Source organism: Stenotrophomonas sp. 22692 (assembly GCF_052045015.1).
Classification (GTDB): Bacteria; Pseudomonadota; Gammaproteobacteria; order Xanthomonadales; family Xanthomonadaceae; genus Stenotrophomonas; species Stenotrophomonas geniculata.
Map to the genome: position 1 here is coordinate 1 of NZ_JBQEMR010000037.1, position 15441 is coordinate 15441.

General features: G+C 67.7%; 11 protein-coding genes. 3 read left to right on the forward strand and 8 right to left on the reverse strand.

The features are described 5' to 3' along the window. Nucleotides 1–460 precede the first annotated feature (460 nt). Nucleotides 461–1648 carry a benzoate/H(+) symporter BenE family transporter gene (locus ACTJJM_RS17820; protein WP_440865861.1) on the forward strand — a complete coding sequence of 396 codons (1188 nt, stop codon included), beginning with the start codon at nucleotides 461–463 and terminating at the stop codon, nucleotides 1646–1648. A gap of 6 nt (nucleotides 1649–1654) precedes the next feature. Here ACTJJM_RS17820 and ACTJJM_RS17825 read toward each other — a convergent pair whose 3' ends face one another. From ACTJJM_RS17825 to egtB, 4 genes are all read right to left on the reverse strand, one after another. Beyond that, a complete protein-coding gene (locus ACTJJM_RS17825; RefSeq protein ID WP_440865862.1) occupies nucleotides 1655–2428 on the reverse strand; it encodes a DUF2628 domain-containing protein in 774 nt (257 codons plus the stop codon). A gap of 26 nt (nucleotides 2429–2454) precedes the next feature. Beyond that, entirely contained in the window at nucleotides 2455–4641 is a 2187-nt protein-coding gene (locus ACTJJM_RS17830; RefSeq protein WP_238379183.1) for a lytic murein transglycosylase, read from the reverse strand. Nucleotides 4642–4719: 78 nt separating this feature from the next. Beyond that, nucleotides 4720–5694 (reverse strand): L-histidine N(alpha)-methyltransferase, encoded by a 975-nt coding sequence (gene egtD / locus ACTJJM_RS17835; RefSeq protein ID WP_049412901.1) that lies wholly within the window; start codon nucleotides 5692–5694, stop codon nucleotides 4720–4722. Next, on the reverse strand, nucleotides 5691–6971 hold the full coding sequence (egtB, locus tag ACTJJM_RS17840; RefSeq protein ID WP_241874146.1) for an ergothioneine biosynthesis protein EgtB: 1281 nt from the start codon (nucleotides 6969–6971) through the stop codon (nucleotides 5691–5693). The genes egtD and egtB overlap by 4 nt, the downstream gene beginning before the upstream one ends. Nucleotides 6972–7122: 151 nt before the next feature. Between egtB and ACTJJM_RS17845 the strand changes: the two genes are divergently transcribed. Then, on the forward strand, nucleotides 7123–8403 hold the full coding sequence (locus ACTJJM_RS17845; protein WP_241874147.1) for a GGDEF domain-containing protein: 1281 nt from the start codon (nucleotides 7123–7125) through the stop codon (nucleotides 8401–8403). Between the two features lie 3 nt (nucleotides 8404–8406). Here ACTJJM_RS17845 and ACTJJM_RS17850 read toward each other — a convergent pair whose 3' ends face one another. Further along, the gene (locus ACTJJM_RS17850) at nucleotides 8407–8799 is read right to left on the reverse strand and encodes a YchJ family protein (RefSeq protein ID WP_164194373.1); all 393 of its coding nucleotides are present in this window, start codon (nucleotides 8797–8799) and stop codon (nucleotides 8407–8409) included. Nucleotides 8800–8901: 102 nt separating this feature from the next. Here ACTJJM_RS17850 and ACTJJM_RS17855 point away from each other — a divergent pair, with 102 nt between their 5' ends. After that, nucleotides 8902–9681 (forward strand): sulfite exporter TauE/SafE family protein, encoded by a 780-nt coding sequence (locus ACTJJM_RS17855; protein WP_029380158.1) that lies wholly within the window; start codon nucleotides 8902–8904, stop codon nucleotides 9679–9681. Nucleotides 9682–9786: 105 nt separating this feature from the next. Here ACTJJM_RS17855 and ACTJJM_RS17860 read toward each other — a convergent pair whose 3' ends face one another. Genes ACTJJM_RS17860 through ACTJJM_RS17870 form a run of 3 tightly spaced genes read right to left on the reverse strand, consistent with a single transcriptional unit; the run spans nucleotide 9787 to nucleotide 15341 of the window. Then, nucleotides 9787–13167: an ATP-binding protein gene (locus tag ACTJJM_RS17860; RefSeq protein WP_010487513.1), complete on the reverse strand. Its 3381-nt coding sequence runs from the start codon at nucleotides 13165–13167 to the stop codon at nucleotides 9787–9789. A 16-nt stretch (nucleotides 13168–13183) separates the two neighbouring features. Further along, entirely contained in the window at nucleotides 13184–13885 is a 702-nt protein-coding gene (locus ACTJJM_RS17865; RefSeq protein ID WP_005421303.1) for a DUF4194 domain-containing protein, read from the reverse strand. Continuing rightward, on the reverse strand, nucleotides 13872–15341 hold the full coding sequence (locus ACTJJM_RS17870) for a DUF3375 domain-containing protein (RefSeq protein ID WP_010487509.1): 1470 nt from the start codon (nucleotides 15339–15341) through the stop codon (nucleotides 13872–13874). Before ACTJJM_RS17870 ends, ACTJJM_RS17865 begins: the two co-directional genes overlap by 14 nt. Nucleotides 15342–15441 lie beyond the last annotated feature (100 nt).

The window sequence follows — 15441 nt, forward strand, 5'->3', positions numbered from 1 at the left end:
CTCAGCGCCGTTCCCGTGTGCTGCGAAGTTTCCTTCGTAGCGAGCCGCCCATTATAGCCGGCTTTTCCGCTTCGTCAACACCTTTTTTCAAGGCCGTCTCACCGGGGTGGACGTTGTTGCCGATGCTGCTTCGTCGTTGGACCCGAAGGCCTTTCGTCGTTGCGAGCCGCCTATTATGCCGGACTTTCCGAGTCCGTCAACACCTTCGTTCGATCAACTCGTTCGCCGGTGATGGCGTTGCTGATCGCGTGCCGTTTCCGAGGAAGCGATGCGTTGCAGCAAGGGGGCGAATTCTAGAGATCCCGCAGATTTCGTCAAGGCTTTTTTTTCATGGTGATGACAGAAGCGCCGCGACTTCAGGCATGACGTACGCTCGAAGATCACTGCGGCGTTGCCCGCGCGTTGCGCTGTCAACGCCGCAACGGCTATCAATGCACGGATGCAACAAGGAGAGACGGCAATGAACATGCAGGTGCGGCAAGCATGGTGGCGCGACCTTTCAGTGCCGGCCGTGGTCGCCGGCTTCATCACCGTGCTGGTCGGCTTCGCCAGTTCCGCAGTGATCGTGTTCCAGGCCGCACAGGCTGTCGGTGCCGACCAGGCACAGATCGCCTCATGGATGTGGGCACTGGGACTGGGCATGGGTGTCACCTGCATCGGGCTGTCGCTGCGCTATCGCGTGCCGGTGGTGACCGCATGGTCGACACCGGGCGCGGCGATGCTGGTGGTCGGTGCTGGTGGCGACTCGCTCGCTGAAGCCACCGGCGCATTCCTGCTCGCTGCGGTGCTTGGCATGCTGGCAGGCTTCTCCGGGGTGTTCGCACGATTGATGCAGCGGGTGCCGATGGCGCTGGCCGCCGGCATGCTGGCCGGCGTGCTGCTGCGCTTCGGTCTGGACGTGTTCGTGGCCATGAATTCCCAACTGGTACTGGCACTGGCAATGTTCGCCACCTGGCTGGCGGGACGCCGCTTGTTCCCGCGCTATGCGGTCATCGCCACACTGCTGGTCGGCATCGCGGTCGCAGCCAGCCGTGACCTGCTGCACGCACAGCAGGTGCAGCTGCAGCTGGCGGTGCCGCAATGGGTGACCCCGTCCCTGTCCTGGACTGCGGTAGCCGGCATCGCCCTGCCCCTGTTCGTGGTCACCATGGCCTCGCAGAACATCCCCGGTGTGGCAGTGATGCGTGCCTCCGGCTATGACGCGCCGGTGTCGCCTCTGATCGGCTGGATCGGCGTGGTCAATACATTGCTGGCGCCGTTCGGTGCCTACGCACTGAACCTGGCCGCGATCACGGCCGCGATCTGCATGGGCCGTGATGCGCACGAGGATCCGGCACGGCGCTACACCGCCGCCATGGCCGCTGGGGCTTTCTATATTGTCATCGGGCTGTTCGGTGCCACCGTGGCCGCCCTGTTCGCGGCTTTCCCAAAGGAGCTGGTGGCCTGCGTGGCCGGTATCGCGTTGTTCGGCACCATCGCCAACAGCCTGGCCAGTGCGCTGGCAGTAGAGCAGGACCGCGAGGCGGCACTGGTCACCTTCCTGGTCACCGCCTCCGGCGTCTCACTGGCCAGCATCGGTTCGGCGTTCTGGGGCCTGGTGGCCGGTGCGCTGTGCCTGCTGGTGCTGCGGCCGCGTCAGGGCCGCTGACCTGTCCTACCCCGCCAGTGCGGCGCCGACGGTGCTCAACACCACCGAGATGACGATGGCGGCCAGTGTGGCGACCACGCTGGTGCCGCCGCGTGCGGTCAGCTCGCTGCGCAGCCGTGCGTCATCGCCGCCGCTGACGGCACGGGCTTGGGCGATCAGGCGTTGGCAGTGTGCCAGGTACCAGGTGTTGCCAAAGGTGCCGGTGGTGACGCTGAGCGCGATGGTGATGACCAGCGACACGCCTTCGGGCACATCCAGCAAGGTCTCCACCACGCTGATCAGCAGCAGCAGGCCGACCCACATTGCCGCCAGGCGGTACATCCTGCGGTACATCATCCAGATCGGGCCGAGCAGGAAGGCCGGCCAGTGCCAGGTTCCACTGGCGGTGGCAATGCCCTGATCCAGCCGCCAGCGCTGGCGATAGATCGGGAAGCTGCCGCCGACCACGCTGGCGTACAAGGCCATCTCGCCCTCCAGCCCCGCGGCGGCAGCCGTATCCGGTGCAGCGGCGGGGGCTCGATACGGATCGGACGGATCGCCGACACTTGGCGCAACGACCTCAACCGGTGGGGCTGTGTCGATATCCGGAGCCGGCGCCATCTCGATGGGCGTTGAATCCTGTTCCAGCTCCGCCAAGGGGCGCCACGAGGGCATGCCTTCGCGCCACAGCAGCGTGCGTGCCGTCACCGTGCCATCCTGCTGCAGGCGACGCAGGGCGGCCAGGTCCACCGGTCCTTCGCTCTGCCTGCTGTTGGCGTACCACCACTGTGCGTCCTGCATGAAAACATCCTTGCTGCGTTGATTCGTTACCGGGTTACCGGTGTCCACGGTGCCGCGGACAATGTCTGTGACAGCACATGGCTGCCACCCGGCGGCAGGGTCACCACGTCGGGTCCGGCGTTGGCCGCTTCCAGGCAGACGTAGTCGCGCCAGCCCTCACCCACATCTGCCATCTTCGCTGCAGCCTCGGCACCGGGATTCCACGCCACCAGCGAGCGGCTTCCTTCCGTACGGATGTCGATGCGGCGTTTCAGCACCGGATCACGCAGGACATAGTGACCCTTGGCCTGCGTGTAGATGCGGTCGCTGCGCCCGGGATCACGGGGATCGCGCAACGTCCAGGCGCCCTGCTGCCGACGCGGCGTCGCATAGTTCTCGAACTTGTCCAGATAGTCCAGTCCGTCCACGCCGTCCACATCCACCGCGCTGGCATCACCCACGCGGAAATAGTTGTGCAGCGCCTGGGTGATGCTGGCAGGGGAACTGCCGACGTTCTCGGTGATCAGTCGCTGGGTCAACTGGCGGCCTACACGCACAGTCATCCTCAATCGCAGGTCCAGGCTCTGCAGCACCGGGGGTGCCAGCGTGAGCTCGATGCTGCCGTCGTCCAAGCGACGGGCCTGTTGCAGTTCCCACGGCACGGTACGGACGAAACCGTGGGCGGGCACGTCGTTGCCCTGGCCTTGGCGGCCGAAGTACGGCCAGCAGACGGGGCTGCCTCCGCGGATCGGCGTGGGCAGTTCGGCGCGCCGGGGGGACAGCCACATCAGATCCGGCTGGCCCTTGGGCACGAAGGAAAGCAGCTGGCCGCCAAACACACTGATGGCCGCGCTGGCGTCGCCGGTTTCCACCAGCCAGGCATCGAGCCCCTGGTACTGCCCGCTGCGTACACCCTGGATCTGCTGCACGTGGGATCGACTCCGTATGGCCGGCGATTGCACGGCACTGTAGTTGCTGGGAAGCATGAAACGCGTGGGCACCGGTGCAGTGCGCGGCGCGTTCTGCAGAGTGCGAAGGATACGCTGTCCCGCGCGCCCATCTGCGTTGGCCCAGCCCAGGCGCTGCTGCTCGACCTGGATAGCGCGACGCGTGGCCGTACCGATCATGCCGTCGGCGCTTCCGATGTCGTGGCCGCGGGCCAGCAGCAGGGTCTGCAGCAGGCGGCGCTCATCGCGGCCGATACCGGGATCATCGGTCGGCCAGGCCGTGGCCAGGCCCGTGCCGCCACGCAGCTGGTCGGCCAGCGTGGCGATCGCCAGCGCGTAGCTTTCGGCAGCGTTGTAGCTGTAGATCGCGTCGTAGTTGCGGAACACCAGCAACGCAGGGCCCTTGCCGCCCGCCGGCAGCAGCAGGGCCGCGCGCGCGTCGGCAGGCAGGTTGGCCGGGGCCAACGCGCTGCCATCCAATGCGGTCACACCTTGCGCACGCCAGTCGGCCAGCGCCCGACGCTGGGTGCGCCCGGCCTGGCTGGCGTCGAAACCGGGCGGGATACGCACTTCCATGCCCCACGGCTCTCCGCTGCGCCAGCCGGCGCGCTTGAGGTAATTGGCGGTGGAGGCCAGCGCATCGGGAATGCTGCCGACCAGATCGCGGCGGCCATCGCCATCACCGTCCACGGCGATGCCTGCATAGGTGCTGGGCATGAACTGCGTATGCCCGAAGGCGCCGGCCCAGGAACCGGTGAGCCCCTGTGCCTGCAGGTCGCCGCGGTCGATCAACTTGAGCAGGGCCAGCAGCTCACCACGGAAGAAGGGCTGGCGGCGGCCGGCACAGGACAGCGTGGCCAGCGACTGCAGCAGCGGGCGCTTGCCGAACACACGGCCGTAGTCGCTCTCCACGCCCCAGACCGCGACGATGGTGGCCGGATCGACGCCGTACTGGGCCGACACCCGATCAAGCAGGGCCCGATGCTGCTGCAGCAGGACGCGCCCATCGTCCACGCGCTGGCGATCGACCAGCGCGGCCAGGTAGTCCCAGATCGGCGTGGTGAATTCCGGCTGCGCGTCGAGCAGGCCGAGCACGCTGGGATCGGGGGTGAGCCCGGCGATAATCCCATTGAAGCGGTCGGCACTGATGCCCTGGCTGGCGGCTGTCGATTGCAGGACGGCCAGGCAGCGGCTGAAAGCGGCATCGCTGCTGGCCGCAGGCGCTGCTGTCGAAGCGGGTGCCGCGGCGAGCACGGCCGCCAGGCCGAGCGTGGTCAGAATGGGCATGGCGTCCTCCGTGTTGCCGTTGCAGGGCCATCTTAGGCGCAGCGTAGGCGAACCTGAAGCAGCGCGGGCTGGCGGCGGCTAAAGGGCGCGAAGCAGGCGCAGGCCATAGGCCGGGCTTTCAGCATCCCAGCGCCGCACGACCTGCAGGCCCGCTGGCAGCAGCAACGCTTCGAAGCTGTCGTCGGTGTACTTGTGGCTGTATTCGACGCGGATCGGCTCGTCGGCCTGGAAGTGGAAGGTGCGGCCATCCAGACGGACGTCCTGTGCGCGCTGGCTGACCAGATCGGTTTCGATGCGCAGCCGCGCGATGCTGTAGCGGGCGCGGTGGCGGAAGCCGTCCAGATCGAAGTCGCTGCCGATCTCGCGGTTCAGGCGCGCCAGCAGGTTGAGGGTGAATGCAGCAGTGATGCCCTGCACATCGTTGTAGGCGGCTTCGATCAATGCCGGGTCCTTGTGCAGATCGATGCCGACCAGGGCCAGGCCATCGCGGCCCATGGTCTGGCGCATCGCGCGCAGCAGTGCGACGGCATCCTCTTCGACGAAATTGCCCAACGTGGAGCCCGGGAAGAACAACAGGCGCCGCGCAGGCTCGCGTTCCGGTGCCGGGACGGCGACCGCGCGGGTGAAGTCGGCACAGACCGGCAGCATCTCGACGTCCGGCAGCGCCGGGGCCAGATGGTCGATGCTGGACAGCAGCGCGGCGCGCGAGATCTCGATGGGGGTGTAGGCCACGGGGTCCTGCAGTGCCGCCAGCAGCAGCGCGGTCTTGCGGCCACTGCCGCTGCCCAGCTCCACCACATGAACATGAGGACCGACGCTGCGGGCGATGTCCGGCAGCACCCGCGCCAGCAGCGCCAGCTCGGTACGCGTGGGGTAGTACTCGCAGGTCTGCGTGATCTGCTCGAACAGGCGTGAGCCGCGTGCATCGTAGAAATACTTGGATGGCAGCTGGCGCGGTGTGCGCGACAACCCGGCCACCACGTCGGTGAGGATCTGCTGGCGGCCGGGGGTGAGGTCGGTCAACGCCTGCAGCGCGTCGTGCACGGTGCTCATGTGAGGTCCCTGGCCAGGCGCAGTCCGGAGAACTGCCAGCGCGCCGGCGGCATGAAGAAATTGCGATAGCTGGCGCGCACATGGCCCCGTGGCGTGACGCAGCTGCCGCCGCGCAGCACCCATTGGCCGCACATGAACTTGCCGTTGTACTCACCGAGGTTGCCAGCGAACGGACGGAAACCGGGGTAGGCGCCATACGCGCTGTGGGTCCATTCCCAGACATCGCCGAACAGCTGGCGCAGGCCGCTGCCCTGCCCCGCCTGCGGATGCAGGTGATCGTCATCGGCGAAGTGGCCCCGCGCCGGCTGAGACGCGGCCGCGGCCTCCCATTCGAATTCGCTGGGCAGGCGCGCCCCGGCCCAGCGGGCACAGGCGTCGGCCTCGAAGTAGCTGAGATGGCAGACCGGCGCGTGCGGATCCAGTTCGCGCCAGCCACCCAGGGTGTATTCGCGCTGCAGGCTGTCGTCCCAGTACAGCGGGTGCTGCCAGTCTTCGGTTTCGCGCAGTGCCCAGCCTTCGCTGAGCCACCAGCGCGGTTCGCGGTAGCCGCCGGCGTCGATGAAGGCGCGGTACTCGGCGTTGCTGAGTGGGCGTTCGGCCAGGGCGTGGGCGGGCAGCAGCACGCGGTGCGGCGGCGATTCGTTGTCGTAGGCGAAGGCGGTATGCAGCGGCCAGGCTGCGGCACCGACGGTGACAATGCGCTCGGGTGATTCGATCCAGCCCTGCGCACTGGCAGCACTGGCAGCGCTGGCGGCAGGTTGCAGGTCCTCGCGGTAGGCGGGCTGCAACGGGTTGCACCAGAACGCATGCTTGATGTCGGTGAGCAGCAGTTCCTGGTGCTGCTGTTCGTGCTGCAGGCCCAACTGCAGGTGCTGCAGTGCCTGCTCATCAAGGTCGCCTGCCGCCAGCCGCGATTGCACCTGTGCATCGACCTGCTGGCGGTAGTCGCGCACCTGCTGCAGCGATGGCCGCGACAGCAGCCCGCGCTGCGGCCGGGCATGCGCCGGACCGATGCTCTTGTAGTAGCTGTTGAACAGGTAATCCCAGGCCGGGTCATGCGCCGGTGCAGCAGCGAAGCCCGCCAGCACGAAGCGCTCGAAGAACCAGGTGGTGTGGGCCAGGTGCCATTTGCTCGGGCTGGCATCGGCCATGCTCTGCAGCATGGCGTCCTCGGCGCTGAGCGGCGCGGCCAGTTGCATGCTGCGCGCACGCACCCGTGCGAACTGGTGGGCGAGATCGTGCTGCGGGGCAGCGACGGCGGTGGGTACGCTGTCCATGTGGGCAGCATCGGCGCAGGACGGTGAGTGCGATGTCATGGTTCGGCGTCACTTTGTTCACATGGGTAAGCCCCCCCGCATTCAAGATGCAGGCACGCGCGCCGCTAACGGCAATGCTGCGGCCGCGTCGTCACCGCGCTGGAATTCCTGCTTGCCCCTGCATCCGCTCCGCCAGCCTGCGCACTACCTGTTCGTGCTGCCCGCCCTGCTGGTTGCCGTGGTGGTATGGACCGCATTGGATACCGCAGACGTGGCCAGCCCGGCGCAGCGCATCCTGCCCTGGCTGCTGGCCTGCCTCGGTGCCGGCCTGGCCCTGCTCTACCATCAGGTACGGTCGCTGTGCCTGCTGCTGGTGGTGGCGGTCATGTTCGCGCTGCTGCACCAGGATGTCGGCGGCTACCTGCGCAACGGTCATGTCGGCGCGCTGACACCCCTGCGCTTCCATGCCATCTCGGCGTGGCTGCCATTGCTGTTCGCCGGCCTGTCGTTGTGGCCGGAGCGCGGGCCGCGCCGCCACGACCTGCTGTTGCGCTCCGTCGCCAGCGGTACGGCGCTGCTGATCTTCCTGCTGCTGGCCACGCAGCAGCCGCGCGGCATGCACGATCTGCTGTCGAACCGTCACTGGGCGTGGATCCCGGCCGAGTGGAACGCGCTGGCGCAGCTGCCGGCGCTGCTGTTCCTGCTGGCTACCGCGGCGCTGGGCTGGCAGGCATGGCGGCATCCGAGGCCGCTGCATACAGCAATGCTGCTGGCCCTGCTGTGCCTGTGGTGGATGCTGCCGAGGGTGTTCCTGCAGCCGGTGCTGCTGCCGGCGCTGAGCAGCGCCGCCCTGCTGCTGATGCTGGGTGCGATGCTGCAGGAGTCCTTCCACATGGCCTTCCGCGATGAGCTGACCGGCCTGCCCGGGCGCCGCGCGTTCAACGAGACCCTGCAGCGGGCACGCGGCACCTACAGCATCGCGATGGTGGACGTGGACCACTTCAAATCGTTCAACGATACCCACGGTCACGACACCGGCGACGACGTGCTGCGCCTGGTGGCCTCGCGGCTGGCGCGGGTCGGTGATGGTGGACGTGCGTTCCGCTATGGCGGCGAGGAGTTCGCGGTGGTGTTCCTGGACCGCCCGGCAATGGCCTGTGTCGATGCCGTGGAAGCCTTGCGGCAGAGCATCGAGGACACCCGCATGCAGCTGCGTGACCGCAGCACCCGCAGCCGCGACGATGACGCCGGGCGCCAGCAGCGCGGGCGCGGCGGCAGCGGACAGGTAGTGCAGGTAACGGTAAGCATCGGTCTGGCCGACACCCGCGTCGGTCTGCGGCCGGCGGCGGTGGTCAAGGCTGCCGACCAGGCGCTGTACGTCGCCAAGGACGGAGGCCGCAACCAGGTGCGCGCGTATGCCGGGCAGGGCGCGCTGGCAGTACGCGGTGGCTGAGGCTCAGAGCGCGTCGAGGTAATACCAGCGGTCTTCGATGCGCAGGAAGCGGCTGTGCTCGGTCATCTTCACCGCGCTGCCGCCGCCCACCCGGTAGCGCGCGGTGAACCGGACCTCAGCGCTGCCGGCGCCGGTGACGGTGTGCTCGTGCACGGTCAGGCCCAGCCAATACGTACGCTGGCCGGGCGCATCATCCAGCGACAACTCGGCCGGACGCGTGTCCGGGTGCCAGCTCTGGCGCAGGTAGTCGGCCAGGCCCCGCACATAGGCGCTGTAGCGCGAACGCATCAGGCGCTCGGCATCCGGCGCGGCTTCACCGGCGTGGAAGCGGCCGCAGCAGGCAGCATAGTCGGCGGGCAGGCCGCAGGGACAGGGATCGGCAGGTTTTCGGCTCATATCAGCATTGTCGCCGGGTTGCGCGGATTGATCCACGCACGGCACAGGTCGCCGGGTACAGGACAGGCGTATGCTGTCGCGCCCCCACCTTGATTGATCGCCGTGCTGGAACTGGTTCCCCCCGAGTTGTGGTGGCTGGTGGTGATCGCCTTCATCGCCGGTCTTGTGGATGCCGCCGTGGGTGGCGGTGGCCTGGTGCAGCTGCCTGGACTGTTCACGGTGCTGCCGCAGCAGACGCCAGCGATGCTGTTTGGTACCAACAAGTTCAGTTCGATGTTCGGTACCGGTGCGGCGGCCTGGCGCTATGCGCGCAATGTGCGCTTCCCGTGGAAGCCGGTACTGTTCGCGGCCGGTACGGCCTTCATCTTCTCCTTCGCCGGGGCCACGGCGGTAAGCCTGCTGCCCAAGGACGCGGTGCGCCCACTGGTGCTGGTGCTGCTGATCGCGATGCTGGCCTACACACTGTGGAAGAAGGACTTCGGCGCGCTGCACCGCCCGCAGGAGATCGGTCGCCGCGAGCTGGCGATCGCGCTGGCGATCGGTGCGGCGATCGGCTTCTACGACGGCTTCTTCGGGCCGGGCACCGGCAGCTTCCTGATCTTCCTGTTCGTACGCTTCTTCGGGCTGGATTTCCTGCGCGCGTCAGCGGCGTCGAAGGTGGTTAACCTGGCGACGAATGTGGCGGCGATCTCGTTCTTCGTGCCGACCGGCAACATCCTGTGGCTGTTCGCGCTGCCGATGGCAGCGGCCAACATCATCGGTTCGGTGGTGGGCACGCGACTGGCGCTGAAGGGCGGCACGCCGTTCATCCGCAAGCTGTTCGTGGGGCTGGTGGTGGTGCTGATCGCGCGGATGGCGTGGGATACGTTCCGCGGTTCGTGAGGGACGTTATGAAATGGCAGGTGCCAACCTTGGTTGGCACATTGTTTCAGGTCGCGAAGAGCAGCCGAGCATGGCTCGGCCCTACAGGTGGATTGCCCGAGGCGCTCAGGCCTCGGCTTCTTCCGGTTCGTTGGCCTGCTGGCGGCTGCGCTCGGGCAGCTTCAGGCGCTTGCCTTCTTCGTCGTACTCGATCAGCAGCACGCCGGAGTCGTGGCGGCCGCTGATCTCGACGAAGCAGGCGCCGCCGATGAACGGTTCCAGCGTCATCACCGACTTCAGCGGGGTGGCGACCACCATCTGGAAGCCGAAGTTGTCGAAGATGTTCATCGCCAGCGCGGTGAACTCGTTATCGGCCTTGTCGAAGGCTTCGTCGAGCACCACTGCGGCGTAGCTGGGCAGCTGGCTGTCGGCACCACCGAGCTGGTAGCGCAGCGCGGCCGCCAGGCAGGTCGTGGCCAGCTTCTGGCGCTGGCCACCGGACTTGCCGGCGCCGCTGCGGTAGATCTCGACCTGCTGGCGCGTTTCCGCATCCAGCTCGACGCCGATGAACTCCACGTGCATGCGCACGTCCAGCACCAGCTCGCGCCAACGCTTGTCCTCGCCTTCCTGCGAGCCCAGGCGGTTGACCAGCTGGCGCAGCACGGTGAACTGCGATTCGGCCAGCTCGCGCTGCTCGGTCTGCTGCTGCGACAGCACTTCGCGCAGCTGCAGGTGGAACTCGCCGACTTCCGGCAGGCGTCGGTCGTTCAGTTCGATGGTCAGCAGCGTGCCTCGGTTGAACGGCACCTGTTCCAGGCTGGCGTTCACTTCGTCCAGGCGCTGGCCGATCGACTTGCGGGCCTCGGCGCTGTGCCGCTGCAGGGCCAGCAGGTTGTTCTTGCTCTGGTTCTGCAGCAGGTCGAAGAAGCGCTCTTCGTGCTGCGGCAGGCCATCGCGTTCCAGGCGTTCGAGGCGCGCGAGGAAGTCCTCGGCCGAGGCCACCGAGACGGTGAAGTCGCCCGATTCCTCCGGCCACTGCTGGATGAAGCGACGGAAGCAGCCGATCAGCTGGTTCTCGATGCGGTTGAGGTCCTGCTGCGAGGAAGACAGCTGCTCGTTCAGCGCGTTGCTGACCTGGCGCATGTGCGCTTCCAGCGTTTCCAGGCTGAGCGGGCCCTGCTCCTGAAGGCGCTCGGCGAGGCCGGCTTCCTGCTCCTGGGCCAGGCTCGGCAGCACCAGCGCACGGCTCTGCTGGCGTGCGCGGTCAAGGCGATCGCGCTCCTTGACCAGCTGGCCGCGCTCGACACGCACGTCTTCATAGGTGCGGCGCGACTGTTCGATGTCCGCGCGCACCGCATCGATCTGCTTGGCCAGCTTGGCGAGGTCGGCATTGCCTTCGCGCAGGTCGCGCAGCGTCGCTTCGATATCGCTGAGGCGCTGCTGCGGGGCGGCGATATCGATCTCGTTCCAGCTGATGCTGACCAGCTCGTGGCAGGCCAGGCGGCGTTCGTTGTCGCGATCACGCTGGCCACGCAGGCGCGCGATGTCGGTCTCGCAGCCGGCGATGCGCTTGGCCAGTTCCTGTGCTTCACGCTCGAAGGCGCCGACCTTGTCGTGGTTGTTGAAGCCGAGAATCCAGCGACGGCGGTCACCCACCGCACTGCGGTCGTCCTTCTCGAAGCGGTCGCCCGGATGCTTGACCTGGCCTTCGCGGGTGATGCCGCGATCGACGTTGCGCAGCTGCTTGGCATCGACGCACTCGTAGTCGAAGCGCTTGCCAAGCTCACGGCGCAGCCAGCTTTCGAACACGTGCTCGCGCAGTTCCAGCTTGTGCAGCAGCGACTTCGCCGACGGCTCGCGCGCGAACGCATCATCGTTGCGGCGCACGCGGTAGTAGGTGAAGCGCATGCCCAGGTGGGTGCGGTTCACCCACTCGGCGACGTCGTTGTAATGCTTGTCATCGACCAGCAGCGACAGCGCGAAACCGCCCAGCACGCGCTCGATGGCACCCTGCCAGCCCTGCTCTTCGGAGCGGACCTGGATCAGTTCGCCAACGAACGGCAGCGCTGCTTCGGCGATGCCCGTTTCCTCGGCCAGGCGCGCGCGCAGCTTCTGCATCGGCGCCGGGATGTTGGACGGCGTGCGCTGCATCGCTTCGAGTTCCGCACGGACTTCGCCGAAGCGGCGCTCGTCATCGCGCTTGCCACCCAGGCGATCGCTGATCGCGTCGTCCAGCGCCGAAGAGGCACGCTGGCGGTCCTGCAGCTCGTTCTGCGCGCGCTCGACCAGCTCGGCGAAGCCGTGGGCGTCGTCCGGCAGTTCCGCCTGCAGCTGCTGCGCCGCCTGGCGTGCCTGCTCGCGCTTGGCCTGGCGGCGGTCGCGCTCGGCTTCAGCACGGCCCTGCTCGCGTTCCAGTTCCTCGATGCGCTCACCGCCCTGCTGGCGGCGCTGCAGCTCCAGTTCGGCCAGGCGCTCGGTGTGGTTGTCGAGTGCAGCACGGCGCTGGGCTTCTTCCCCGAGCAGGCCACGGTCACGCACGTCCATCTCGCGCAGGCGTGCTTCGATCAGCGCCTGGCGGCGGCTTTCACGGAAGCTGTCGACGCCGAGCTTGAGGGCTTCGTCGTCGCCGCGCCGGCGGTGCATTTCTTTCAGGTCGTTGTAGTAGGCGCGTGCCGGCAGCAGGGTCTCCACCTGGCGACGCGCAGTGACCACGGCCTGGTGCGCGCCATCGAGCTCGGCGAAGTCGCTGACCAGGCGCTCGGCGGCGTCGAAGGTCTTCGGCGTGTCGAGCATGAAGTCGCGCAGGAAGACGTTCAGGTCGCCCAGGTTCTTCGCCGACTGCGTCTTGTGCAGCAGGCGCAGCGCCATCTCGTTGTCGATGCCGAGCAGGTCGCGGAAGCGCTCGGCGTAACCGGAGAAGGTGTCGAAGTGGTGCAGGTCGGACAGCTTCTGCTTGAGCTTGCGCAGGTCCAGGTCGAAACCACCAAGATCCTTGGCGATGTCGAACGGGCGCTCGGCGATCATGTAGTGCTTGCGCACATCGCCAGCCGAGGTGCCGTTGCCGGAGATCCACAGCAGGCGCACCAGGCTGACCACGCGGCCATCGCCGGCGCGGTATTCCAGCACCAGCGCGGTCCAGGTGGCGCCCTTGCGCAGGTACTGGGTGGCGATTTCGCCGGTACCGCTGTCCTGCTGGTCGGCCCACGCGCCACGCACGTAGGACACCAGGTTGCGGTCGCGGCCACTGCGCTCGGCTTCACGCGCGGCGGCGTTGAAGTCAACGATGGCCGGCGGCGTCAGCAGCGCGGACATGGCATCGAGCAGGGTCGACTTGCCCGAGCCGGAACGGCCGACGAACAGGAAGCCGCGCTCGGCGATCGGCACTTCGGTCAGGCCGTTGAAGGTGCCCCAGTTGTGCACCTGCAGGCGGCGCATGCGGAACTGCTGCAGGCGTGGGTCCGGCAGGCCTTCGTTGAACAGGGCGGGAGTGTGCTTGGAGATAGCCATGCGATGGTCGGGTCTCTCAGGCCTCGGCGGCCGGGGTTTCGCGCAGCTGGCGGTAGACCGCCGAGAGCTGGGACACGTCTTCGGCGGAGAACAGCAGCTTCAGCGCCGGCGAGACTTCGTGGCGGTCTTCCTGGCCGCTGAGGCGGGTCAGGATGTGGTTGTCCTTCATCTTCTGCACCGCCGAAGCGACACGGCGGTTGAAGCCGGCGCGGTCGGTGGACAGGTTCTTTTCGTAGATGGCCAACGCTTCGGCCATCTCGGCATCGGCGACCACCGCGCGGTTGCCGCGCGCATCGGCCTCGGCCAGCTGCTGGCGAAGGTACAGCAGCAGCACCGAGTCGATGAAGGTCAGCGGCGAGGTGCGCAGCAGCACCGGCGCATCAACGTCTTCGGTATCGGCCTGGCGGGTGAACGCCACGCCGCTGTCACGATCGAGCACCAGTTCCAGGAACAGGTCCGCCAGCGACGAGCGGATGGCCGCCTCGCTGCGGATCAGCGCCGGCCACAGTTTGGCGTGGCGCAGCTGGTCGATGCTGGGGCCGATCAGCAGCTGGCACAGCGCGCGGCGCGCATCCAGCGGCAGGCGCCCGGTATCGCCGAGGTAATACACGTCGTTGCCACGGCGGGGCTGCGCCACGGCCGCCACCGGCTCGGCCTCGTAGGCGTCTTCCGCCACGTCGGCCTGCGGTGCGTCGATGGGATCTTCATGCCAGCTCATGGCGTCTCTCCTGAGTGAACCAAACCAGCGGGATGCGGGCGCGACGGATCTGGCCGTCGCCACCACGCCATTGCGCAAGCTCCTGCTCGCCGGCAACCACGTTGCCGAAGCGCGTGCCCAGCGACAGGTAGCCGATGACGCTGCCGAGGCCCTGCGGCGCTTCGCGCTGCGACAGGGCCTGGGCGATGCTGAGCCGCGGCTGTGCATCGAGCAGGTCGTGCAGGTCGCGGCGCAGGGTACGGAAATCGATTTCGGACGAAGCGACCAGATCACCGACGCTTTCCAGGCTGATGGCCGCGGCGTCGTTGTACTCGACATTGCCATCGACCTGGGCACTGCGCGGATCGTGCAGCCTCCACTGCGACCACGAGCGCAGGCGGCTGGTGGTCAACTGCAGGTCACGGCCGATGCCACGCTGTGCGGGGAATTCGTCGCGCAGAGCCAGTGCTTCGGACTGCGCCTGCTTCAGCAGCTGGTTGAGGCGACGCTGTTCCAGGTAGCCACGGCTCTGCACGAAGCCGCGCAGGCTGCGCGCGAAGTTCTGCAGCACGTCGTGCACCTGGCCACCGCGCTCGAGCATGGTGCTGGTGAAGCTGCGCAGGAAGTTGCGTTCGTTGCGGTCCAGGCGGCGCGCAAAGCCACGCGCCAGCACCGCTTCCAGCGCGGCATCGAGCTGGGCGCTCTGCTCGGCGTCGTTGAGCAGGCGCCAGAACGCCTGGAAACTGCGCCCGGCGTCACTTTCGCCGATGACATCCACGCCTTCGAACAGCTGCGACAACACGTCGCCGCGCTCGCCCTCGTCGTCGATGATGCGTTCGCGGAAATCGCGATTGAGCTGCTCGAAGTCATCGCGCACACGGCGGAAGTCCTCGGTCAGCTCGTCGGCCAGGCCGATGATCTGGCGGGTGCGTTCCAGCGCGCGCTTGCCGTCCAGCGCAACCACGCGGCCAGTGCCGACCCGGGCGATTTCGGCATCGATGCGGTCGCGCTCGTCGTGCAGCGCGGACAGGCGCGCATCAGGATCGGCTTCGGTCTGCGCAGCCAGCGCCGAGAGCTGCTCAATGACCAGCGCCAGGCGGCTTTCGGTGGCGGCCACGCGGGCCTGCTCGAGGCCGTCGGCGAAACGGATCGCCTGCAGTGCGGCGGTGGACAGCTCGTACTGCTCCTGGTCGGCGCCTTCGGGCAAACGGCGTTCCAGCCAGCCCTGGGCCAGCCAGTGCGCGATGTAGGCCTGCGCGGTACGCGGCAGCTCGCGCGAGAGTTCATCGCCGGCCAGCTGGTCCAGCGCGCGCTGCAGGCGCTCGTTGAGCACCGACGAAGGCAACGTGCGCTCGCCGTCCATCAGCAGGCCCTGCAGCAGGCCGATGATTTCCGGGGCGTGGTCGGCGGCAAGCAGCTTCCACTGGGGCTGTTCGCGCAGGTGGCGGTAACGGGCAATGCGTTCGCGATGCTTCATGCAGCGAAAGAAGTCTGTAGGGCTGACAGGGACGAGCCGCCATGCACGGCTGCCGCGGGGGCAGCCGTGGGCATGCCGGCCGCCAGGGGCCGGCGCGGTG